Source organism: Paenibacillus sp. FSL H7-0918, from assembly GCF_038007025.1.
GTDB classification, from domain to species: Bacteria; Bacillota; Bacilli; order Paenibacillales; family Paenibacillaceae; genus Paenibacillus_AQ; species Paenibacillus_AQ odorifer.
The window spans coordinates 1,823,620-1,845,181 of record NZ_JBBOWJ010000001.1; the positions used below are offsets into that span (position 1 = coordinate 1,823,620).

The window sequence follows — 21,562 nt, forward strand, 5'->3', positions numbered from 1 at the left end:
ACAAACTCAAAGAAGAGTTGTCACAGTGGAGCGCTCAGCCCCTTCATGACAACTCATTCCTGTAGCTTCCCTTACACAAGCTGCTGCAAATATACTCGTGCTTCATAAGGACGAAGTTTAAGCGGTTGGATCTGCTCATCTTTTTCCACGGAATAATTAGAAATTAACAGCTCAATATTGTCTGGTTGGAACTCCGCTGGCCATTCGAATACAGGCTCTCCATCATAAAAATTCAGAATAACCAGCAGCCGCTGATCTTCTAATGTCCGAGTATACGCATATATCTCTGTATGCTCTGCGAGCAGCAGCCCGTAGGCTCCATAAACGATGACTTTGTGTTTTTTTCTCAGGGCAATCAGCTGTTTATAGTAGTTGTAGATGGAATCGGGATCTTTAATCGCATTGCCAGCGTTGATCTCCATATAGTTGGAATTTACTTCAATCCAAGGAGTCCCCGTCGTAAAACCACCTGCGTGACCATCGTCCCACTGCATCGGGGTGCGGGCATTATCCCGGCTTTTATGATGAATGGCAGACATAATCTGCTCTTCTGGAACGCCGTTTTTTCGCTTTTCTTCATAATAATTAAGCGTCTCTACATCCCGGTACTCATCAATGGATTCGAAACAGACATTCGTCATTCCAATTTCTTCGCCTTGATAAATATAAGGTGTGCCTTCCAGCATGTGAATGAAGGTCGCTAGCATTTTAGCCGAAGGAATCCGGTAAAAAAGGTCGTTCCCAAACCGGGACACTGCGCGCGGCTGGTCATGGTTGCAGAGATAATTCGCATTCCAGCCTTTGTCATGCAGAACCGTCTGCCAATTACTCATAATCTTTTTCAGCTCCAGTAGACTCCATGGGACGACATCCCATTTCCCACTACCTGCCGAAGCGGCATCCAGAAACATATGCTCAAACTGAAAAGTCATATTCAGCTCCCGGCGACCATCACCTACATAATCAAGCGCCTGCTCCGGTCCAAGTCCTGAAGTCTCTCCTACCGTCATAATATCGTAGAAATAAAGCACTTTATCATATAAATTCTGTAGCAGGGTATGCACATCTGCCAGATTGGAGAACATTCCATAAGCCCTTACGGTAGGTGTTCCACCTGGATTATCCGCATCCGGGTAACCTTTCGTCTTCACGATATGTGCAATGGCATCAAAGCGGAATCCGTCCACACCCTTCTTCAGCCACCATTCCACCATCTCATGCAGCTTATCAATGACCACCGGATTCTCCCAGTTCAGATCAGGCTGATATTTGGAATAGAGGTGAAGGTAATATTCATCGGTCCGCGGATCATGCTCCCACACCGAGCCACTGAAATAAGACTCCCAGTTATTCGGGGGACCTCCATTTTTTCCTTTTCGCCAAATATAGTAGTCCCGTTTCGGATTGTCCTTCGACGATCTGGATTCAACAAACCATGGGTGCTCATGTGACGTATGGTTCAGAACCAAATCCATCATCAGCTTCATCCCACGTGCGTGCATCTCCCTCAGCAAATGGTCAAAATCATCCATCGTGCCAAATTCCTTCATAATGTCACAGTAATCACTGATATCATAACCGTTATCATGGTTTGGTGATTTATAAATTGGGCAGACCCAAATCACGTCTACACCTAAATCCTGCAGATAATCCAGTCTGGATATGATTCCTTGCAAGTCTCCAATCCCATCTCCGTTACTATCCATGAAGCTAATCGGATAAATTTGGTACACGACACTCTCTTTCCACCATTTCGGGTTCATTTCTCGGTTACCTCCTATTTAGCTATATGTAGAGTTTAACCACACAAAGCCTAGTAGATAACAATTTACCCCTACTTCCCTAGTCCCTTTTGATATTGTGAGGGCGTAAGTCCGGTCCATTTCTTAAAAGTAGCACTGAAGTGGCGTTCTTCCCCATAGCCCACTAACTTTGCAACGGCGTACATTTTTAAGTTTTGGCGGAGCAGCTTTTTTGCCTCTTCTACCCGGTATTGATGCAAGTAATCGAGAAAATTCACACCCAGCTCCTGGCGGAACAGTGAACTTAAATAAGTATTAGATACATAAGCTTCCTTCGCAACATACTCCAGAGATAGATTGGTATTATATTTGTTACGGATGATCTCAAGCGCTGTAACTACTGTTCGATGCAGAGGGCGATGTTTAGAAAAAGCCTCCACCACATTCTGCATGATCTTATTCAGGATCGTAGATAATTCTTCCAGCGTCTCGATCTGTGGTGCCTGCTCCATCCAATTGACCAAATGCTGCTTCCATTCAAATCCAGCTACTTGTTTTTCCTGCGCAAGCCTCTTAAGGCGAACGACAAAAGCGGTTGCCCGAATATTCACCTCCTGCTTGAGGCATCCGGGGTTTCCGCGAAAACGTTCCAGCCATTGCTCCAGCAGATCGAGGGCAAGCTCATTACTTCCTGCACCTACTGCCACAAGCATCTCATCCTCCAGCACATTTAATTCAGGATCATCTAAAATCCCGATCTCCTGTACGCCACCCCCAATAACTCCCGAGCCTTCTGTATAAAAATAAACGCCGCCTTTCCCATTCAGAAAGCGGGATTCCATGGCCTGAAGCGCTTCTTTATAAGACAGGTGAGCTTCCGAAATATCCGCACGACAGGAGCCTACAGCAATACTGATTGACAGCTTGAGGTATTTCTCCAGGTTGCTTTGCAGCATCCCGATCTGCTCTTTCAAATAGATGGGGGTTCGGTAAGACTTGCGGGAATCCGTTCCAGCTAAACCACTGCCGATCCAGAGCAGGAGATTGCCATCATGAAAGGTCTCTATTTTTCCTTTATAGATAGGAGACAAGGTCTCACTAATAATATTTAGGGCCGCGTAACGTAAAAGTACAAAATCCTGTCCAGACCCACCGGCAGAGGGAGGATCAAAATCAAAGCTGACCAGCCCAATCTGCGGACCTTCGTGACTAATAGCCATAGCTAACTCACCGATCAGCTCCTGCCGCCGCTCCAGCGGAACCGGAGGATGATGAATCCATTGGGACAGCACTTGGCTTTTGACAAGCGGTGCATTTTTATGCCAGGAACGATCTCTTTTTAGCTGCTCATTCTCCTGACAACGCTGCCTTTCAATTAGCTCCTTAGCCTTGAGTACCGTCTTCAGAATTTCCTCCGGCCGGCACGGCTTCAGCACATAATCGACAACCCCCAGCGCAATCGCTTGTTTCGCATAAGAGAACTCATTGTAGCCAGATAAAATAATCGAGCGAAAGTCGTAACCGCGACGCCGTCCAGCTTCGATTAGCTCCAGACCATTCATCTGCGGCATGCGGATATCCGTTAACAATAAATCCGGCTGTTCAGACTCCATCAGAGCCAGCGCTTCACTTCCGTTCCCCGCTTCGCCCATTACCTCAATCTGATGCGAATTCCAGTCAATCATATTGACGATACCCTCACGGATGGTGTCTTCGTCTTCAGCAATCAGCAGCTTCAGCTTCATCATTTAGGGACCCTCCACAGTGATATGAATGATAATACGTGTGCCTGCTCCTTCTACACTCTCTACTTGCAATGAGGCTCCGGCAAAAAACAAAGCTAAACGTTCCTGTACATTCGAGAGCGCAAACCCCGAACGTCCAGCATTCTCCTCTTCCTCCGAGATAGAGCTTCCTCTCGCTAAACGCTGATGTAGCTCCTGAAGTCTTTCCGGCGTGATTCCCACCCCGTTATCTTGAACTTCGAGCACAATGGTCCTATCTTTGCGGAAGGCGCGAATCGAGATGAGTCCGCTTCCAGCCAGTGGCTCGATCCCATGAATCACTGCATTTTCCGCCAGTGGCTGGAGCAGCAGCTTAGGAACTGTGAAATCCTTGATACTCTCATCCAAGGTAATTTCGAACTCAAAACGTTCTCTAAACCGATTTTTTTGCAGGAACAAATAATTCTTTACAAGCTCTACTTCCTGTTCCAATGTAAACGTATCCCGCCCATCATTTAAGCTCAGCCGGAATACTTGAGAAAGCGAATAGACCATATCCGCTATTTCTTTGTCGCCCTTCTTCTCAGCTTCCCAACAAATCGTATTCAGCGTGTTATATAAAAAGTGCGGCCTGATCTGTGCCTGAAGCGTTTTCAATTCTGCTTCCTGCTGCTTCAGTTTGGAGGCATATACATCATTGATGAGCGATTTGATCCGCTGAACCATTAGATTATAACCATGGCCCAAGAGACCAATCTCATCATTTCCTTCAAAAAATACGCGCTGCGTGAAATCCCCTGTCTGGAATCTGCGCATGGAGCGGGAAAGCTTTTTCAGCGGTTTCGTTATTGAGGCGGCGGCGAGCCAGGTAACCATTAAGCTAACTGCTAAGCACAGAAAAGCGATCGTCACCGTGACCTGTGAAATCTGCCCCAGCTCTTTGACAAGCTGCCGTTTGGAATGCACCACCACTACATACCAACCCGTCGTTTCTGACTGCAGATGCGAGACAATCCACTGTTTGTGATCCGCTGTAGACTCCAGTCTCTGCTCTAGGTTCAACTTAGGATCGCTGTCCGCAAAATACGGAAGATCAAGATCTCTTTTGCCGATCCAGCTCCGGTTAGAAGCCGTAATGATGAGCCCGTCTCGATCTACCACAAACATATCTACATCATCTTCAGAGTTGTCTAGATATTGGCTTCCAATCTTACCAGCATCGACCCCGATCACCGCTAGCCCTGCCGGTTTTAAAGTATATACATTCTTGATAATTCTGGAAAGTACAATCTTATGATAATGATCACCAACAAATATGCCATCCGTGGGTCTGGACAATCCAAAGGTTGGACTGCCTGCGGCTTCAACGGCTTCCTTGTAGTACGAGGTTTGGACAAAGTTAGAGAACTTCATGCCAGTCGTCAATCCGGCTTGGTTCGCAGCAAAAGGCTCCGCCCCGTTATTCTGGTCTTCCAAAGAGTATAGAATCAGGGATTGAATCGAATTGCCAGCGACCATCAGGTTGGTGACCGTTTTAAATACGGAATTACGTTCTTTTTGTGCTTCTGACGACACTAAGAGCCGCTGCACACTTTCATCCAGAAAGAGTGTATTGGAAAAAGAAATCATTCCCCTCACCATCTCATCAATCTGCTCTGCTGTTTTCCGGGTCAGGTGATCCTGTGACTGTTTCATTTTCTCCACCACCTGCTGCGAAGAAATCTGATAGGAGTTCCACCCCATAGCAAATATAGTCACGAGAAGCAGCGGCACAAACCATAATAACAGCTTAAACTGGAGCGGAAGATGGCGATAACGGCTTAATAAGCGGATGTTTCGATTCATGAGAACCACCTTCATGTATAATCAATAAATGTGTAAACCAAGTATAACTGAAATCATTAAACCCTGAACCAGCTTTTTACAATCACTGAAAAATGCCTACATAGTTCTTAAATATGGACCATGTTTCTATCGGTCATAAACTCTTAAGATGGGGATGCAAGAAGAAACGACATTGTCGTCCTCGTTTGATGACAGCCGTTCTCGTGGAAATATATCTCATAAAAAAGGTGGGTTTTTGATGAAAGGTAAAGGAATAAAGCTAGCACTTATGAGTCTAATGCTACCAGCTCTGCTGGCAGGCTGCGGTGGCGGAAATAACAATGCGAAAGCTACCAATGCACCTACAAATGACAAGGCCGAAGCTACTGCCGAAGCAACAGCTAGTGCAGGGGAAAACACACCCGCCGAAAAAATCACACTGAAGTTCTTCACCGCGCTCGCGGATCGGGCCAATGGTTCAGGTAAGGTAGAGCAAGACATTATCGATGCTTACATGAAAGAGAACCCTAACGTCAAGATTGAAGTGGAAGCGCTTCAAGATGAGCCTTACAAATCAAAAATCAAAGTGTATGCCTCCAGCAATCAGCTGCCTGATATCATTCAAGCCTGGGGTCAGCCCTCCTTCCTGAGTCCGCTGCTGGATAACGATCTGCTGCTTGAACTGAACAGTGCTGACTTCGAAGGTAATCAGTTTGTGTCCGGATCCATGGACGGTTTCAGTAAAGACGGTAAGCTTTACGGCTTGCCGCGTGGTGCCGACTACATGGTGATGTACTATAACAAAAAAATATTTGCTGACAACGGCATCGAGGTTCCAAAAACAACAGATGATTTGCTTGCCGCCGTCAAAACACTTCGTGCCAAGAAAATTAACCCGATCGCTATGAATGGTATGGACGCTTGGACACTGCCTATCTGGTATGAATTTGTAGCCCAACGTCAGACTGGCGATTTCAATACAATGGATGAAGCTGTGGCACGTAAAATATCCTTTACAGATCCTAGTCTGGTTGCAGCTGCAACTGAAATGCAGCAATTCGCCGATGCTAAAGGTTTTGCCGATGGCTGGCTGACTGCCGATTATGGTGCTGCACGCAACTTGTTCGGACAAGGGCAAGCTGCCATGTTCTTTATGGGCGCTTGGGAGTCGGGTCTGGCAACAGACGAGAACTTCTCTGAAGAATTCCGCAATAACGTAGGTGCTTTTGCTTTCCCAGCTTCAGCTAAAGGTAAAGCAACCGATGATGCCGCTTGGTATGGTGGTGGATATGCAGTCAGCAAAAACTCCAAACATGCTGAAGCCGCTGTTGATTTCTTGAAATATTTCTTCGCTCCAGAGCATTGGTCTAAAATGCTATGGCAAGCTGGCGCGGGTACACCTGCGCAGCAATTCGATCAATTCCTAACGGGTAACGAAACCCAGCTGCAAAAAGAATTGATTGAAGTGTTCAGCTCCATGACCTCTTCCAGCGGTACTCCACTGCAGGATGTGGGTGACGATGAGTTCAAGCAAAAGGTAATGGAGGCGCATCAAAGCCTGCTATCTGATGCGATTACCCCTGAAGAATTCGCCAAAGCACTGGATGCTGCATCCGATAAATTCGCTGGTAAATAAACCAGAGAACTACAAAAAACATGAACCTTAGCGCTCCTGAAGTAAGCTTATAGATGGCAGTGCGCAAACCCCGGCTTCCCCCAGAGGCCGGGGTTTTGTTTTCGAAAAAATGTATACACCGATCTGAAATTTACGGCATGTTCCGGTGCCTGGCTTCCCGTTACGATGGTAATAGATAGATTACTCTTTAAAAGGACGGAGATTTCCATGCACAGAGTGTTAAGCGACAAAAAAGCGATATTCTTACTCATCGCACCTGGACTGTTCCTATTTGCTTTTATGATCTGCATCCCTATCTTCATGAGCGCTTATTACGGTTCTACGGATTGGGGCGGAATCGGCAAATACAATTTCATCGGCTTTGATAACTACCGCGAAATTCTATTTCATGACAAAGTGTTCTGGAGATCGCTGGTCAACGCCCTGCTCCTGACCGCCGCCACTGTATTTTTACAACATCCCTTTGCCATTCTCATGGGGATATTCCTAACCAATTCCGGCAAATACGAAAAAATATTCCGGACGATCTTTTTTATCCCCGCTGTAATTTCCGTCGTCGTTACAGCCAAGCTGTGGACCGGAATTTTCCATCCGAACTACGGACTGCTTAACAAGCTGCTAAGCGGAGTTGGATTGGATGCACTTACACATGATTGGCTCGGTGATCCAAAGACGGCCATCTGGTGCATCATCATTGTTGTTATGTGGCAAGGCTTTGGGTATGCACTGCTGCTGTATTATTCAGGTCTGCAAGGCATTCCGGAAGATTTAAGCGAAGCCGCAAGAATCGATGGCGCCAACAACTTTACCCTCTACACGCGTATCATCATTCCGCTGCTTTCGCCGATGATGCGGGTTGCCATCATCATTGCCGTCACCACCTGTCTTAAGCAAATGGAAACCGTATTCTTAATGACCAACGGTGGCCCTGCAAATAGCACACAGTTCCTAGGGAACTATCTGTACAAAACCGCCTTCTCATCATCGCTATACGGCTATGGTAATGCCATTTCCATTCTGTTTATTGTGTTCTGCCTGATCCTAACCGTTATCCTCAACAAGATTTTAAAGAAAGATATCGGAGAATTTTAAAGAAACCCTGTAACCGGAGGAAATCCTATGAATAATTCCTTATCGCCTACCGCTTCACCCCCTAAGCTAAACCTTCACAAACAAGAACGCAGAAAGCCTACAACTGGCAAAATCCTAATGATGGTGTTCCTATGTATCATCGCGTTGATTCAGTTATTTCCGCTTATTTGGTTGATCGATTATTCCCTGCTCAAGAGCGGTGAGTTCTTTGGAAGCTCATTTCTGAAATGGCCCTCTCCACCCCAGTGGGAGAACTATCGAAACGCTTTTACCTACGGGCGTGTGCCACGTTATTTCGCCAACAGTCTTATCATTACAGTGATAACTGTTATGCTCTCTGCGCTGGTGTCCCTGATGATGGGATATGCGTTTACCCGGATGAAATGGAAGCTAAGTGGCATTGTCCTCTCTCTAATCATGTTAGGCATGATCATCCCGATTCACGCCACATTGCTGCCAAACTTCATTCTGTTTAACAAGCTTGGGATGCTGAACAATATGTACACATTGATTTTGCCTTACTCAGCCATTGTCATCCCCATGAGTGTCCTGATTATGACCGGGTTCCTGGAGACCATCCCACGGGCTATTGAAGAGTCCGCCGTTATTGATGGCAGTGGCATTTACGGGTTAATCTTCCGTATCATCCTGCCCATCACCAAACCCGCGCTGGCAACCATCTGTGTGCTCAACTTCATCAGCACGTGGAATGAATTCATTATGGCGAACACCTTCCTCACCTCGGAAGATCTTAAGACAATTCCCTTCTCCATTATGAAATTCACTGGTGAGTATTCATCCAACTATGGTGCACAGTTCGCGGTTATGACGATCATCGCTATCCCAACCATCCTGATCTACCTGCTCTTCACAGAACAGATGACCAAGGGAATTACCGCTGGAGCGGTTAAGGGCTAACACAATAAACTTAATCCTAACAACATTAAAAGGCTGACAAGACAGGTTTCGTACCCGTCTTGTCAGCCTTTATTCATTCTTACTAATATCTCTTACGGTCGTTGCCAATCCTCCCTCAGCCATTCAACCAAGAGGAGCTCTGGCACATTCACTTTATTAACTTCGGCATAGTCTCTCACCCGTTCAAGCAAACGTCCCGCGGTTCCAGCACTAACCTCTAAACCATGTGCGTTCAGAACATGCATGATTCCACCACTTCCGGAATGTTTACCTAACACAAAATGATGTGCTCTCCCCACCTCTGTGGGATCAAAGGTCTGGTAGGTGGCTGTTTCTTTCAACAAACCGTCAACATGTATCCCAGATTCATGTGTGAAGGCGAGTGATCCGACGATTGGTTTGGCATCGCCGACACTTCGGCCCGAGGCTGTGATCACCCTATCCGCCAGCCCCTTCAAACACTCCGGACGTACGCTGCTCTCTCCGCCATAAAGATAACGCCAAGCCATTACTACTTCTTCCATTGCTGCATTCCCGGTACGTTCACCAATCCCTGCTACCGTAGTGCTTGCCCAGACCGCACCCGCGGCAATACCGCTAAGTGTGTTTGCAGCCGCAAGACCAAAATCATTGTGGCAGTGTACCTCAAGCTCTACATCTACAGGAACAGCACTAAGTAATGTGCTTACCCGCTCTGCCATTTGACCCGGATGATGAGCAGATACCGTATCTGCATAACGGAACCAACGAATGCCTTCTTTATATAATGTATTTACCAGTTCAACCAGGTACTCCATACTTGCCCTTGAAGAGTCCTCCATCCCCACCGACACAGTCATTCCTAGCCGTTGGCCATATTCCGTCGCATGCAGTAATCTTGTCAGACCTTTGGCAGGTGTTAAACCTAGCTTACCTTGTAATTGAATTTCCGAGACAGGGATCGATACATGACTCCAGTTCACACCCGTCGCCCAAGCTTTGTCGATATCACTTTCCAAAGCCCGATTCCAAGTCATCATCTTCATAGGTAGACCTAAATCAGCGATAGCCGCAATATCTTCTTGCTCTTGCTTGCCCATGGCAGGAATTCCTACCTCTGCTTGCTCCACTCCGCATTCCGACAGCAACCTTGCGATTTCCAGCTTTTCTTCCCTCGTGAATGAAACTCCAGCCGCCTGTTCACCATCCCTAAGTGTCGTGTCACATAGCCTGAGACTTTTCACGGTTTACCTTCCTCTCCGCAGCAAGTGCAATTCGGATTACGGGTAATATGGACGCTGTAACAGGCGAAGTCGAGTGAATTGAAGCGATGCATTACGCCCGCATAAGTCGTCCCTACCCTTGTAACCCATTTTACGGCTTCCAACGCAGCCAGACAACCCGCAATTCCGGAGGTTGCTCCCAATACTGGAAAGCCAAACGGTTCCCATTCTGGATTCACATCCGGATAAAGACACTCTAAGCAAGGGGTTTCACCAGGTATAACCGTTGTTAGTGAAATCTCAAATCCATACATCGCCGCCTCTACCATTGGCGTGCCGGTTTCTACACATAGGCGGTTCAACGTATATCTTTCCGGAAAATCATACCGTGCATCAATCACTATATCGGCTTGTTCTACCCAAGGTTTTGCCATATTATATTCAATCTTCGAATTAAATCCTTCCATTTCAACATTTGGATTCAGACGTTTTAGCTGCTGAATGGCTGTGCTCATCCTTTCCATACCTAAATGATCACTGTCCATCAATATCTGTCGATTTAAATCTGGAGGCACAATGTTTCCTTCATGCGCCAAGATCAGCTTGCCGATTCCGGCAGCAGCTAAATAAAGTGCGGCAGTGCCTCCAAGCCCTCCAATTCCAGCAATCATCACTGTAGCTTCTTTTAGCGCTTTCTGCCCGCCCTCTCCAAGCAGCTTCAATTGGCGAGCGTATCGTTCCAGTTCGGTGCCGCCTATAAGCTGCTCCATGTTGCTCCCTCCCTGTGGCTGAGCTGCATCATTGGAATCTAACCCTCCAGACCATCCGTTCCATAAAGAGCTGTCATTTCATTAAATTTATCCATAAAGGCTAACCCTTCTTCTACACAAGCAACGCCGTAGCGAATTACTTTCTCCTCAGAGGTAAAAGGAAACGGAAAACCTGCTCTCAAGCTTTTTAACACAAGAATAATCCGATCACTATATAAAAGAGCACGCCCAAATCCTTCCCCGTTTATTTCAGATGAACTCTGAACCAGAACCCCACTCTTCTCCTCGATCACGCCCGCCACCGCCTGAAACAAGAGAGGAACCTGCAAACGGACTTTTGGAGAAACCGCGCAGTTAAAATCAGATTTGTTCTTATCTTCAGCGGAAGCGAGAAACAATCGTTCGATCTTCTTCTGTGGTGAAAGAGAAGCATGTCTTCCAAAAAAGTCTTCTGTATCAAGCAATTGACACAACCGCCGTATGAACATCTTTGCTATATCTTTATCCAGCTCTTTCTCCGTGGTTCGACTACGGCGGTTTAATACTGCCGCTTCCGGAGCAACCCGGCCCATTAATGCAGCACTCTCATTAGCTATGGGATCCATCTACACTCGCCCCTTCCGCTTCATTTTCAGCATGTAATACCTTGGCTAGCCACATCGGTGGTTTGCCCTGTAGCATTTCAACAATCCGCTTCACTTGCTCATCAATAGGACTGCCTGGTGGAACCTTTACCGGCATAATTTTACGACGTGTGACTCTTGCCGCTGCTGAGGCTCCAATCTGCATGATGAATATTAGTGTGCAATCCTCTACCACCTCCAGACGACTCTCTATTTTGCCTGCTTCATCCTGATTGAGAATCGTTGGCAGTTTACGAAGATCTATAAGCTCCCCGCCACTTTTGGTAACTTTATAAATTGCGAACATCGGACTCTGCCCAAAATGGGCATTCACTCTAATTCCATCCTCTGTAGCGAATGCTACTTTCACGATGTTCCTCCTCCCTTCGCATTAACAGATTCGCCGCTTTATTCGTCCACTCCATCGCTCCCCGATACCCTACAGAAGTGGCCATATAAGCACCAAGCTCATTCCAAACGGGAAATCCAGCCGCCATAAATGCTGCATCTAACCGCGCCGCTCCATTTATCCCATGTGAGTTACCGATCCATAAATCTGCACCTTTACCCAAAAACTCAACATCATCCAGATCACCGACCCATACCTCTCGTTCCATCTCAACCACCAAAGGAGTTTCATAGGAAGTGACCAGGGCCTTTTGCTCCACCCCCAGCTCTTCGAGCCAAGAAGATACGGTATACAAATGATCTGGCTCCAGCGCAACAAGTGCAGACATTCCCGCAAATTGAAAATGAGCATCCAGCATGCTATCCAATAAATTCTCTCGTTGCCAGCAATAACGAAGCTGTACCGGCTCCCCGCTAATTTGATGCAGAAATTGCAAAATATCATCCGTTGCTTTAAGCCCCATAGCACTCTCGAATACTTTGTAGGGAGTTCCCAGCGCATTATGCAGTCTTCTAGCTGGACGCTCCATACTTCCGCCGATGGCAAGGGTTAGACCCGAATGCAAGCTTTGCAGCATCGAATCTAGAGGCACCCCACCTCTTGTTAGCGGTGAAAATCCTGTCAGCAGATGCCCAGACAAAGAGGTCGATATATCAGGTACAGCAATTACCTCAAAACCGAAGGAGGATATCATTTCTTTCAGCTCCATCACATCACCCGGCGTCAGAAACGATCCCGGCAAGAGGGTAATCTGACGTGAATTCACACTCCTTGAACCCCGATGGCCTACCTGCTGAATCATCTCATCAAGCATCGCCTCCACGGTAGAACTGAACCCCGATTCCAATGAACCACGAAAGTCAGGTAAGGTGACGGAAAAAGCAAGCCCACCCCGCATGTTCCGCTCCCTTTTATAGGTCTTGAGCATGGATTGATAATCCACTCCAGCCACATCCGTCAGCTCAGTCCCAATAATGCCTATAATGTCTGGTCGGTGTTTACTGAGTATGGTATTTAGAGCTTCCTCTAAATTACGATTCGCATCAAAGATTACATCCATCTCCTGCAAAGCAGAGGTCTGTACGGCTATTGGCTCGCGAAAATGCCGGGTAAGCAGCGCCTTCGGAAATGCGGAACAACCTTGCGCGCCATGCACAATAGGCAATGCCTTGTAGCAACCCTGAAATGCCAGTACGGAACCAAGGGATTGACCGATTTTGATTGGATTAACTGAAGTAGGTTTACTCCTTTTGTTAACGGTCATAGGAAGGTTCCTCCTTATCCCAGGGAGCGGCACTGGCAGCCAGCTTCCAGATTGGATTAGCAAGAGAATACGTCAGCTCCTTAGCCAGCCTTAGTAAACCTTCGTAACCAGCATAGGCCTTGTGTCTTTCTTGATTAATATCGATAAACGGAATCTGCTCTTTCATTGCCACATACATATTCCGTCCGCCAGCAATCATAATATCTGCCTTACGATCCCGGACGGTTTTGATAATTCGGCTTGCCCCGCCCTCCGGGATATATTCGGTGTCATCACCAACACGATCCGCTATACGCCGTATATCATCTTCCGTGCTTTTGTTCGTGCCTACACCTACCACCTGAACGCCTAACTCCTTCAGCGCGGAAATAATCGACCAGCTTTTTACTCCACCCGTATAGAGAACTGCTTTCTTTCCTTTAAGCAGCTTGCGGTAGGGCCGCAGCTCCTGAATCAGTCTGCTTTCCTCTCGTTCCGTCAACCGATCCACACGCCGCTCCATCTCACGGTCATTCAGCAAATAAGCCATTTGACGTAAGGAATAAGTTGTCTCCTTGGCCCCATAGAAGGAGCCTTCGAAATAAGGAATGTGGTATCTTGCCTCCATTTCTTTTGCCAGACCTAACAATGCACGGCTGCACACAACCATATTCACTTTTGCATGATGTGCCCATGTAATTTCCTTATATCTTGCATCCCCTGTAATTCTGGACATTAGCGTAATTCCAACACTCTTCATTAATTTCTCGATATCCCAGATTTCACCCGCGATATTGTACTCCCCAATCAAATTCACACCTAAAGGAGTCACCATTTCTGGTTCACCTGTGCCAATGACATATTGTAGCAGCGCTTCACCAGCCAGCCGATTTCCAAGATTCTTACTGCCTACGAATCCGGGGCTGTTCACGGGGATCACAGGAAGCCCCAATCTGCCTGCCGCTTCCTTGCATACCGCATCCAAATCCTCGCCAATCAATGCTGTCACACAGGTCGCATATACAAATATTGCCGGAGGCATAAAGCGCCCGGCAATATAGTCAATGCTATCTTTCAGTTTTTTTTCTCCACCAAAAATAATATCGTTATCGTTGAGATCTGTAGTGAATCCGTATTGTGAAAGCGAAGGCCCGCTTGACAAAGCCCCTCTACTTTCCCAGCTATTCCCGGCACAAGCAGCCGGCCCATGGACAAGATGCGCAGCATCCATGATCGGCAGCAGCGTGATTTGGGCTCCGTCGAAGGAGCAGCCCCCAGCCGCTTCGCCCGGCTTGGGGCGTGGACATGGTTTCGATTTCGGAGTTAAGCTCCCGCAAGCTTGCGCGTCGAATACATCGTTTCTGATGGACTCCATCGTACCACCTCCCGTAACTGAATACTCCTTACGCTTAAAATGCTCAGTTATTCAGTGTCACTACGATAAATATTGGACTTCCGGCCGCTCCCCAACGCTCGGCTCCGTATGAGGACGAGCGAATGAATCGGAAGTATACATTCGGCTTAACGTTCTCCTACTAACGAACAAGATCGTGGTTGAAGCCAGATGAATCCTCATCCAACCCCTGCAGGATTGTATTTACTATAGTAGTTAACAAATTCAAGGCACCTTGATAACCGATAATCGGATAACGATGCAGATGATGGCGGTCAAAGATAGGGAAGCCTACACGGATCAACGGTACGTCGGCATCTTTGGCAGCAAATTTAAGATGAGAGCTTCCAATGGCCAGATCCACAGGATCATCAATTAGCAGAGAGCGCATATGCCACAAATCATTTCCGATATGAACCGTTGTTTCTGCTCCGTAGGGGCTGGCAGCAAGCAGAGCTTTCGCTTCTTCTTTAAATCCGTTTTCCCCATTAGAGCACACAATATGAATAGGCTCTATACCGACTTCCAGACAGAATTCAATCAGGCCGATCAGCAAATCCGGATCGCCAACTAAAGCCACTCGTTTGCCATGCAGATAAGGGTGGCTATCGAGTAAAGCATCCACTACCCGGCCACGTTCTTCCACAAGCTCAGGCGGAATGGGCAATCCCGTTAATTCACTGATAGACTCTATTAGCCGATCTGTGGCATGAATGCCCAGCGGAGTCGACATCGCAACGGTCTGTTGTTTCCATGTGCCGCTGATGTATTCCAATGTTTTTTTGACAGAATATTTCTGAAGTGAAAGAGTTCCCAACGCATTAGCTGCCTTCGGCACATCCGCCAGCTTCGTTCCCCCATAATAATAGGAATATTCTCCCGTAGCCGGGGAATCAAAATTTCCGCTGTGGTCACCAAGGAAGGTGTAGCCTGTATCAAACGCGGCAAGGATTTTTCGAATTTCCGCAAAATTCCCCGTATAAGGCTCAAACCCTAAAATGACATTCAGCTTCTCTCCAGTTCCCTCTCCACTGCCAGGGGTAGCTTCAATCCCAGAGCGGATGAACAAGGTACTGAGGATAGACTTTAACATGGAATCGTAACCTGTAATATGTGATCCGGAAAAACTTGGCGTGTTGGCGTAGGGCACTGGAATTTCGTTCGAAATTGCACCCTTCTGGCGGGCATTGGATATAAAAGCCTGCAGATCATCCCCTATAACCTCAGCCATACATGTAGTGGATACAGCTATCATCTCTGGCTTATAGAGCGCCACACTATTTTCAAGACCATCAATAAGATTGTTCATCCCTCCAAACACCGCACCATCTTCTGTCATAGAGGAAGAAACTGCGGGGGTCGGCTCCTTGAAATGACGGCTTAAATGACTACGAAAATACGCAGTGCAGCCTTGAGAGCCATGTATAAACGGCAGAGTTTTCTCGAATCCCAGCGCAGCCATCAAGGCTCCTAGGGGCTGGCATGCTTTATGAGGATTAACTACCAGTGAGGTGCGGGCAAAATTCTTATCCTTATATTCAGACGACTTCGAGTAGGCTAATGCTTCTGCTGTCTCTTGCTCACTGCAGGGTGCCTCGAATGCTTTTTTCCCTTCACGTTGCTTCACATAGGGTTCAGTTTGAAATAATGTATTGTAATCTGGGATCTCCAGTTTGTCCTTCATACGCCCGCCTCCTTTTTAGGGAGTGATCCTGTTTTCCCTGAATTAATCAAGCTCCACACTGGGCTGTTAATGGTCATGTCCATGTCCTTAGCAAAAATCTTAAACCCATCATAGCCATGGTAAGGACCACTATAATCCCAAGAGTGCATTTGCCGGAAAGGAATACCCATCTTGTGATACACATATTTCTCCTTCACACCCGAGCCCATCAGATCAATATCAAGTCTTTGCGCAAGCTCTTCCAGCTCGTAAGCGGTTGGATCATCGTAAATAATAGTGCCTTCCGGAAGTTCAGGAAATGTCTTCTCGTAATCATCCTTGTGAGCGAACTCATAACCTGTGCCCACTACCTCCATCCCCAGATCCTCATAAGCCCCCAGTGTATGGCGGGCACGTAATCCGCCTACCAGCAGCATGACCTTTTTACCTTCCAGCCGGGGTTTAAATTTAGAGATTATCGCCTCCATTTGTGGCGTGTACTTAGCGATGACTTTCTCGCAGTTTTCCTGAATATATTCATCAAACCTTGCGGCGATGGCTCGAAGGCTTTCAGCGGTTTTGGTCGGCCCGAAAAAGTTGTATTCCAGCCAAGGAATCCCATATGCTTTCTCCATCGTCGTTACCATATAGTTCATGGAGCGATGACAGTGAATCAGATTGAGCTTCGCCTTATGCGCAATCGCCAATTCATTGATGGTTCCATCCCCAGACCACTGCGCAATAACACGCAGACCCATTTCCTCCAGTAAAATGCGTGAAGCCCAAGCGTCCCCACCGATGTTATAATCTCCGATAATATTAATATCGTAAGGACCACATTCCGCAAGCTCCTTCTTCCCCATCAGAAAATCACGGATCGCATCGTTAGCAATATGATGACCCAAGGATTGGCTAACCCCACGGAACCCTTCACAACGAACGGGAATGATCGGGATACCTAGCTCGATAGACATTTTTTTGGACACCGCTTCAATATCGTCTCCGATTAGCCCCACAGGACACTCTGATTGGATCGAAATTCCTTTAGCCAGTGGGAACATTTCTTTAATTTCACGGCAAATGACTTCAAGCTTCTTGTCACCGCCAAATACAATATCTGTCTCCTGAAAATCACTCGTCACCTGCATAGCCGTAAAGTTATCAATGCCCAGTGTTCCGTTGGCATAATTCCGTCTTGTTCCCCAGCTATATTGCCCACAACCTACAGGACCATGGCTGATATGCACCATATCCTTGATCGGGCCCCAGACCACGCCTTTCGAGCCGGCATAAGCACATCCTCTTTGGGTCATAACCCCCGGACGGGACTTCATATTCGATTTGATGGCGCATTTGCCACAGTTTATTAACTCTTCATTATTGATTTCAAAATGCTTCTGACGATCCTTCCGTGCCTTTTCCGGGTAAGCCTCAAGAATCTCTTCGAGCATCTTTTGGTTATCTTCGATATTAAGCCCCATTCTGAACCCTCCTCATCCCTCAGAGTGATCCGGTGAACAGCCGTCTCTCCACTTCTGTTCACCGGACGAACCTAATTATTGGCCAGATGCCTTCAGCTTTTTCAGCGCCGTCTCTTCATCCTCAATCACACCAAATTCCATGAGTAAATCCTCCAGCTCTTCCATAGAAATCGGGGTCGGGATTGTCATCATATTGTTATTCAGAATCTTTTCTGCCAAAATCTCATATTCTCTCGCTTGCTGATGATGAGGATTATATTGGGCTACGGTCATTCTTCGCAGCTCTGCATGCTGAACCACATTATTCCGCGGGACAAAATGGATCATTTGTGTATTCAAACGGCGTGCCAGCTCCATAATGAGCTCATCCTCACGGTCCGTATTACGACTGTTGCAGATCAGACCGCCCAATCTTACGCCACCGCTGTTGGCATACTTTAGAATTCCACGCGCAATGTTATTGGCCGCATACATAGCCATCATTTCCCCGGAGCATACGATATAAATTTCCTGTGCTTTATTCTCACGGATCGGCATTGCAAATCCACCACATACCACATCACCAAGTACGTCATAGGATACAAAATCCAATCCTTCATAAGCCCCTTGCTGCTCCAAAAAATTAATAGCTGTAATAATCCCGCGGCCGGCACAACCCACACCCGGTTCAGGTCCACCACACTCCACATTAAGAATGTCGCCATATCCCAACTGAACTACATCCTCAAGCTCCAAATCCTCAACCGTTCCTCTTTCTGCTGCCAATTGGAGCACTGAATTCTGAGCTTTAGTGTTCAAAATCAGCCGTGTGGAGTCCGCTTTAGGATCACAGCCTACGATCATTGTTTTTTGACCAAATTTAGTGGCGAGCTGCGCCAAAGTGTTCTGCGAAGTTGTGGATTTACCGATACCGCCCTTACCGTAAAAAGCTATTTGTCTCATCATTCATCATCCCTTCGAAATCGATATATTTTCAAAATAAGAGCTGAATTTCACACTTTCTAGAATCGCATCCTGTATTTCACCTTTACGCACCAGAGGCAATACTCCGGCTTTATTTAAGCTGGCGCGAGGGACATCGCCAATACCAGAACAGAGCAATATTTGACAGTCCTGTAATATAGAAATAATTTCTTGTAGCGCGGCATTCTTATCCCCATTACAATCCGCTTTACCGTGGCAATAGGCCTGAATCTTTCTGATACCTAGCAGTTTCACGTTTATTCCATCCGTTTCATAAACCATGAACTCTGTCGCGTGGCCAAAATGTTGATTGACCTTATCCCCACCACGTGTAGCAACAGCGACTTTGGTGGTGTGCTGCCCTTGCTGGAAAGAGTTCTGCCTTAGCTCTTTGGCTTTGACACACTGACGGATTTTGGCATCGAGTTCACGTTGAAAGAGCGCTCTAGCTTGCTCATTAATAACTGGATTTTCATCCATCTTTTCTAATATAAAATCCTGATTACAATCCTGACCTAGCAGCCCAATGGCATCAGCACGGCATTGCCGACAATGGCGCATGACCTTCATCCCTTCGCGCCCAAGCACTTCCTGCAGGTTGTGCAGTTCTTTAGGACGCGGCGCCTTGCGCCCATCCCGTTCATACTGACTTCCCGGTGCGATAATTAAAGGCGTCACATTATGCAGAGTTGCCCCGAGCGTTTTAATTGTTCGCGATACTTCAGGGAGATGATGATCATTGACCCCTGGAATCATAACGGAATTAACTTTAACAAGAACACCTTGCTGCGCCAGCTGCTCCAAACCTTGAAGCTGGCGGCTGATCAGCAGCTCCGCTGCTTCTTGTCCTTCGTACCGGATCCCTTCGTCAACAACCCATGGATAAATTTCACGGCCCACATTGGGATCAACGGCATTGATGGTGATCGTGACATGACGGATACCTAGCGCTAGTATGGCGTCTACATGCCTGTAAAGGGTCAATCCATTAGTACTCAGGCAAAGGGTAACATCAGGGACCTGCCGCTTGACTCGTTCGAACGTGTCAAAGGTTCGTTCTGGATTCGCCAGCGGATCACCCGGACCTGCAATCCCAACTACCGACAGTTGCATCAGCTGTGCGGCTACACCTTTCACTTTGCGTTCAGCTTGCTCTGGAGTTAGCACTTCACTAACTACACCAGGCCTGCTTTCATTCACACAATCGAATTTTCGGTTGCAGTAATTACATTGGATGTTACAGGCGGGAGCAACCGGGATGTGCATCCTAGCAAAAAAACGATGAGCTTCCTCACTGTAGCAGGGATGGCGGCTGAGCTCCTCCTCTGCTTCAATGGATAACCTCGATGACGCCTGCGGCATTTCCCCACCTCCTAAAAATTTTATGCAGCATGAACTACTAGTACTTCTTCGCAGTAAAACTCACTCTGATAGAACAACTGATGTGATTTTAGTTAACACATTTCTCGCTTGATTGCTTTGATTAGTTTCATCATATTTTCATCAACCTACATCGTCAATCGAGTTTTCCCTTTTTAAGTCCTGTTTTTCCTTATGTTTGCAGTTTCGTCATATTAAATGTTAGTTTATATAACCTATATCTATCATGTTTCCGTTTCCATTTTATTCAATCTCTGTTGATTCTCCGTCATCATGTCATGTTTCTGGCCATTTTAAGGATTCTTAAAAGATAGAATCCATTTATTTCTGCAACTTTTATTGACAATGACTTTCATCTCGTATATGATCTCTTTAGGCAAGAACACATTGAATAATCTTAAAAATTTAATATATCCCGTAAAGGGGAGTAGCTGTTAAATAAAGTCGTCAATACGAGAATATGAGGATATTCTCCGGCTTTATTGGCAATTCACATTGTTAGCGAGACCTTTACCAATCAGGTTAGACCTTTATTCCAAAGGCTAATCTGTTTGGTAAAGGTCTTTTTTATATAAATTTGGTTAAAATGGTAGGGTAGATATCTTTTGGTAGATATTTGCATTCAAAAAGGGAGGACAACAGTAATGGATTGGGGATTATTATTAGAGTACGGTTGGGTATTGCTTGTTCTGGTAGCACTAGAGGGACTACTCGCCGCAGATAACGCATTGGTATTGGCAATTATGGTTAAGCACCTTCCTGATGAGGAAAGAAAAAAAGCGTTGTTTTACGGATTAGCAGGAGCCTTCGTGTTCCGATTCGGTTCGCTATTTGTCATCTCCTATCTGGTCGATATCTGGCAAGTACAAGCCATCGGCGCGATTTATTTATTATTTATCGCGGGTAATCATATTTTCCGAAAACTGTTGTTTAAAAAGCCCGTCACAGATGAAGCTGCTGAAAGCGGCACTGACGGTGCGGTCAATAAAAAGAAATCCAGCTTTTGGTTTACTGTTCTGAAGGTAGAAGTTGCTGACATCGCCTTCGCGGTCGATTCCATCCTAGCCGCAGTTGCACTCGCGGTTGCGCTTCCTGCAAGTGGTCTTCCAAAAATCGGAGGCCTTGATGGTGGACAATTCCTCGTCATCTTTGCCGGTGGATTTATCGGTCTGGTCATTATGCGTTTCGCAGCTTCCTTCTTCGTTAAGCTGTTGCATTCCCGTCCAGGACTTGAAATTGCAGCCTTCTTTATCGTAGGTTGGGTGGGTGTTAAGCTGTCAGTCATTACATTGGCGCACCCTTCACTTGGTGTTCTGTCCGAAGATTTCGCTCATAGTACCTGGTGGAAAGCCACCTTCTACGTTGTGCTCGTACTCATCGCTGTAATCGGCTGGTTTATGAGTAGCCACAAGGTTGAAGAGAATGTTGGCGAGAATCCGGTTCGAGAAGTAGACAAACAACTCGGTAAATAATCGTTAAAATACAGCCACAAACCATAC

17 protein-coding genes are annotated in these 21,562 nt (G+C 46.6%); 4 read left to right on the forward strand and 13 right to left on the reverse strand.

Annotated features, from left to right (window positions below; translation table 11 throughout):
* Positions 1-71 precede the first annotated feature (71 nt).
* The 3 genes from MHI15_RS08305 to MHI15_RS08315 all read right to left on the reverse strand — a co-directional run bounded on the left by MHI15_RS08305 (position 72) and on the right by MHI15_RS08315 (position 5,311).
* Entirely contained in the window at positions 72-1,763 is a 1,692-nt protein-coding gene (locus MHI15_RS08305) for a glycoside hydrolase family 13 protein (RefSeq protein ID WP_076129196.1), read from the reverse strand.
* 71 nt (positions 1,764-1,834) lie between these two features.
* Complete coding sequence (locus MHI15_RS08310; RefSeq protein WP_076281904.1) at positions 1,835-3,490, reverse strand: response regulator; 1,656 nt, start codon at positions 3,488-3,490, stop codon at positions 1,835-1,837.
* The gene (locus MHI15_RS08315; RefSeq protein ID WP_076186346.1) at positions 3,491-5,311 is read right to left on the reverse strand and encodes a sensor histidine kinase; all 1,821 of its coding nucleotides are present in this window, start codon (positions 5,309-5,311) and stop codon (positions 3,491-3,493) included.
* Between the two features lie 238 nt (positions 5,312-5,549).
* On the opposite strand from MHI15_RS08315, the gene MHI15_RS08320 reads away from it, so the two are divergent.
* The 3 genes from MHI15_RS08320 (at position 5,550) to MHI15_RS08330 (ending at position 8,936) form a co-directional block, all read left to right on the forward strand.
* A complete protein-coding gene (locus MHI15_RS08320; RefSeq protein ID WP_076129193.1) occupies positions 5,550-6,926 on the forward strand; it encodes an ABC transporter substrate-binding protein in 1,377 nt (458 codons plus the stop codon).
* 207 nt (positions 6,927-7,133) lie between these two features.
* Positions 7,134-8,018: a carbohydrate ABC transporter permease gene (locus MHI15_RS08325; protein ID WP_036679565.1), complete on the forward strand. Its 885-nt coding sequence runs from the start codon at positions 7,134-7,136 to the stop codon at positions 8,016-8,018.
* A 27-nt stretch (positions 8,019-8,045) separates the two neighbouring features.
* The gene (locus tag MHI15_RS08330; protein WP_081386630.1) at positions 8,046-8,936 is read left to right on the forward strand and encodes a carbohydrate ABC transporter permease; all 891 of its coding nucleotides are present in this window, start codon (positions 8,046-8,048) and stop codon (positions 8,934-8,936) included.
* A gap of 92 nt (positions 8,937-9,028) precedes the next feature.
* Here the strand turns inward: MHI15_RS08330 and MHI15_RS08335 are convergent, their stop codons facing one another.
* The 10 genes from MHI15_RS08335 to nifB form a co-directional block, all read right to left on the reverse strand.
* Positions 9,029-10,159, reverse strand: a complete 1,131-nt coding sequence (locus MHI15_RS08335; protein ID WP_076186351.1) for a homocitrate synthase/isopropylmalate synthase family protein — start codon at positions 10,157-10,159, stop codon at positions 9,029-9,031.
* Entirely contained in the window at positions 10,156-10,908 is a 753-nt protein-coding gene (locus tag MHI15_RS08340) for a HesA/MoeB/ThiF family protein (RefSeq protein ID WP_076279960.1), read from the reverse strand. The genes MHI15_RS08335 and MHI15_RS08340 overlap by 4 nt, the downstream gene beginning before the upstream one ends.
* Before the next feature lie 38 nt (positions 10,909-10,946).
* A complete protein-coding gene (locus tag MHI15_RS08345) occupies positions 10,947-11,513 on the reverse strand; it encodes a DUF269 domain-containing protein (RefSeq protein ID WP_076279961.1) in 567 nt (188 codons plus the stop codon).
* A complete protein-coding gene (nifX, locus tag MHI15_RS08350) occupies positions 11,497-11,901 on the reverse strand; it encodes a nitrogen fixation protein NifX (RefSeq protein ID WP_076146356.1) in 405 nt (134 codons plus the stop codon). The genes MHI15_RS08345 and nifX overlap by 17 nt, the downstream gene beginning before the upstream one ends.
* Entirely contained in the window at positions 11,867-13,204 is a 1,338-nt protein-coding gene (gene nifN, locus MHI15_RS08355) for a nitrogenase iron-molybdenum cofactor biosynthesis protein NifN (RefSeq protein WP_076186360.1), read from the reverse strand. Before nifN ends, nifX begins: the two co-directional genes overlap by 35 nt.
* Complete coding sequence (nifE, locus tag MHI15_RS08360; RefSeq protein WP_312149182.1) at positions 13,194-14,558, reverse strand: nitrogenase iron-molybdenum cofactor biosynthesis protein NifE; 1,365 nt, start codon at positions 14,556-14,558, stop codon at positions 13,194-13,196. Before nifE ends, nifN begins: the two co-directional genes overlap by 11 nt.
* A gap of 160 nt (positions 14,559-14,718) precedes the next feature.
* Complete coding sequence (gene nifK / locus MHI15_RS08365; RefSeq protein WP_341164322.1) at positions 14,719-16,260, reverse strand: nitrogenase molybdenum-iron protein subunit beta; 1,542 nt, start codon at positions 16,258-16,260, stop codon at positions 14,719-14,721.
* Positions 16,257-17,720 carry a nitrogenase molybdenum-iron protein alpha chain gene (gene nifD / locus MHI15_RS08370; RefSeq protein WP_076129186.1) on the reverse strand — a complete coding sequence of 488 codons (1,464 nt, stop codon included), beginning with the start codon at positions 17,718-17,720 and terminating at the stop codon, positions 16,257-16,259. Before nifD ends, nifK begins: the two co-directional genes overlap by 4 nt.
* 75 nt (positions 17,721-17,795) lie before the next feature.
* Positions 17,796-18,665, reverse strand: a complete 870-nt coding sequence (gene nifH / locus MHI15_RS08375) for a nitrogenase iron protein (protein ID WP_235219430.1) — start codon at positions 18,663-18,665, stop codon at positions 17,796-17,798.
* 3 nt (positions 18,666-18,668) lie between these two features.
* Positions 18,669-20,045: a nitrogenase cofactor biosynthesis protein NifB gene (nifB, locus tag MHI15_RS08380; protein WP_341164323.1), complete on the reverse strand. Its 1,377-nt coding sequence runs from the start codon at positions 20,043-20,045 to the stop codon at positions 18,669-18,671.
* A 662-nt stretch (positions 20,046-20,707) separates the two neighbouring features.
* Here nifB and MHI15_RS08385 point away from each other — a divergent pair.
* Positions 20,708-21,535, forward strand: coding sequence for a TerC family protein (locus tag MHI15_RS08385; protein ID WP_036679597.1), 828 nt, complete (start codon positions 20,708-20,710; stop codon positions 21,533-21,535).
* Positions 21,536-21,562 lie beyond the last annotated feature (27 nt).

What these genes read in the sequence shown, in the direction of transcription:
- MHI15_RS08305 (WP_076129196.1), bottom strand. Translation starts at nt 1,763, where the DNA reads ATGAACCCGAAATGGTGGAAAGAGAGTGTCGTGTACCAAATTTATCCG.
- MHI15_RS08310 (WP_076281904.1), bottom strand. Translation starts at nt 3,490, where the DNA reads ATGATGAAGCTGAAGCTGCTGATTGCTGAAGACGAAGACACCATCCGT.
- MHI15_RS08315 (WP_076186346.1), bottom strand. Translation starts at nt 5,311, where the DNA reads ATGAATCGAAACATCCGCTTATTAAGCCGTTATCGCCATCTTCCGCTC.
- MHI15_RS08320 (WP_076129193.1), top strand. Translation starts at nt 5,550, where the DNA reads ATGAAAGGTAAAGGAATAAAGCTAGCACTTATGAGTCTAATGCTACCA.
- MHI15_RS08325 (WP_036679565.1), top strand. Translation starts at nt 7,134, where the DNA reads ATGCACAGAGTGTTAAGCGACAAAAAAGCGATATTCTTACTCATCGCA.
- MHI15_RS08330 (WP_081386630.1), top strand. Translation starts at nt 8,046, where the DNA reads ATGAATAATTCCTTATCGCCTACCGCTTCACCCCCTAAGCTAAACCTT.
- MHI15_RS08340 (WP_076279960.1), bottom strand. Translation starts at nt 10,908, where the DNA reads ATGGAGCAGCTTATAGGCGGCACCGAACTGGAACGATACGCTCGCCAA.
- MHI15_RS08345 (WP_076279961.1), bottom strand. Translation starts at nt 11,513, where the DNA reads ATGGATCCCATAGCTAATGAGAGTGCTGCATTAATGGGCCGGGTTGCT.
- nifN (WP_076186360.1), bottom strand. Translation starts at nt 13,204, where the DNA reads ATGACCGTTAACAAAAGGAGTAAACCTACTTCAGTTAATCCAATCAAA.
- nifE (WP_312149182.1), bottom strand. Translation starts at nt 14,558, where the DNA reads ATGGAGTCCATCAGAAACGATGTATTCGACGCGCAAGCTTGCGGGAGC.
- nifK (WP_341164322.1), bottom strand. Translation starts at nt 16,260, where the DNA reads ATGAAGGACAAACTGGAGATCCCAGATTACAATACATTATTTCAAACT.
- nifD (WP_076129186.1), bottom strand. Translation starts at nt 17,720, where the DNA reads ATGGGGCTTAATATCGAAGATAACCAAAAGATGCTCGAAGAGATTCTT.
- nifH (WP_235219430.1), bottom strand. Translation starts at nt 18,665, where the DNA reads ATGATGAGACAAATAGCTTTTTACGGTAAGGGCGGTATCGGTAAATCC.
- nifB (WP_341164323.1), bottom strand. Translation starts at nt 20,045, where the DNA reads ATGCCGCAGGCGTCATCGAGGTTATCCATTGAAGCAGAGGAGGAGCTC.
- MHI15_RS08385 (WP_036679597.1), top strand. Translation starts at nt 20,708, where the DNA reads ATGGATTGGGGATTATTATTAGAGTACGGTTGGGTATTGCTTGTTCTG.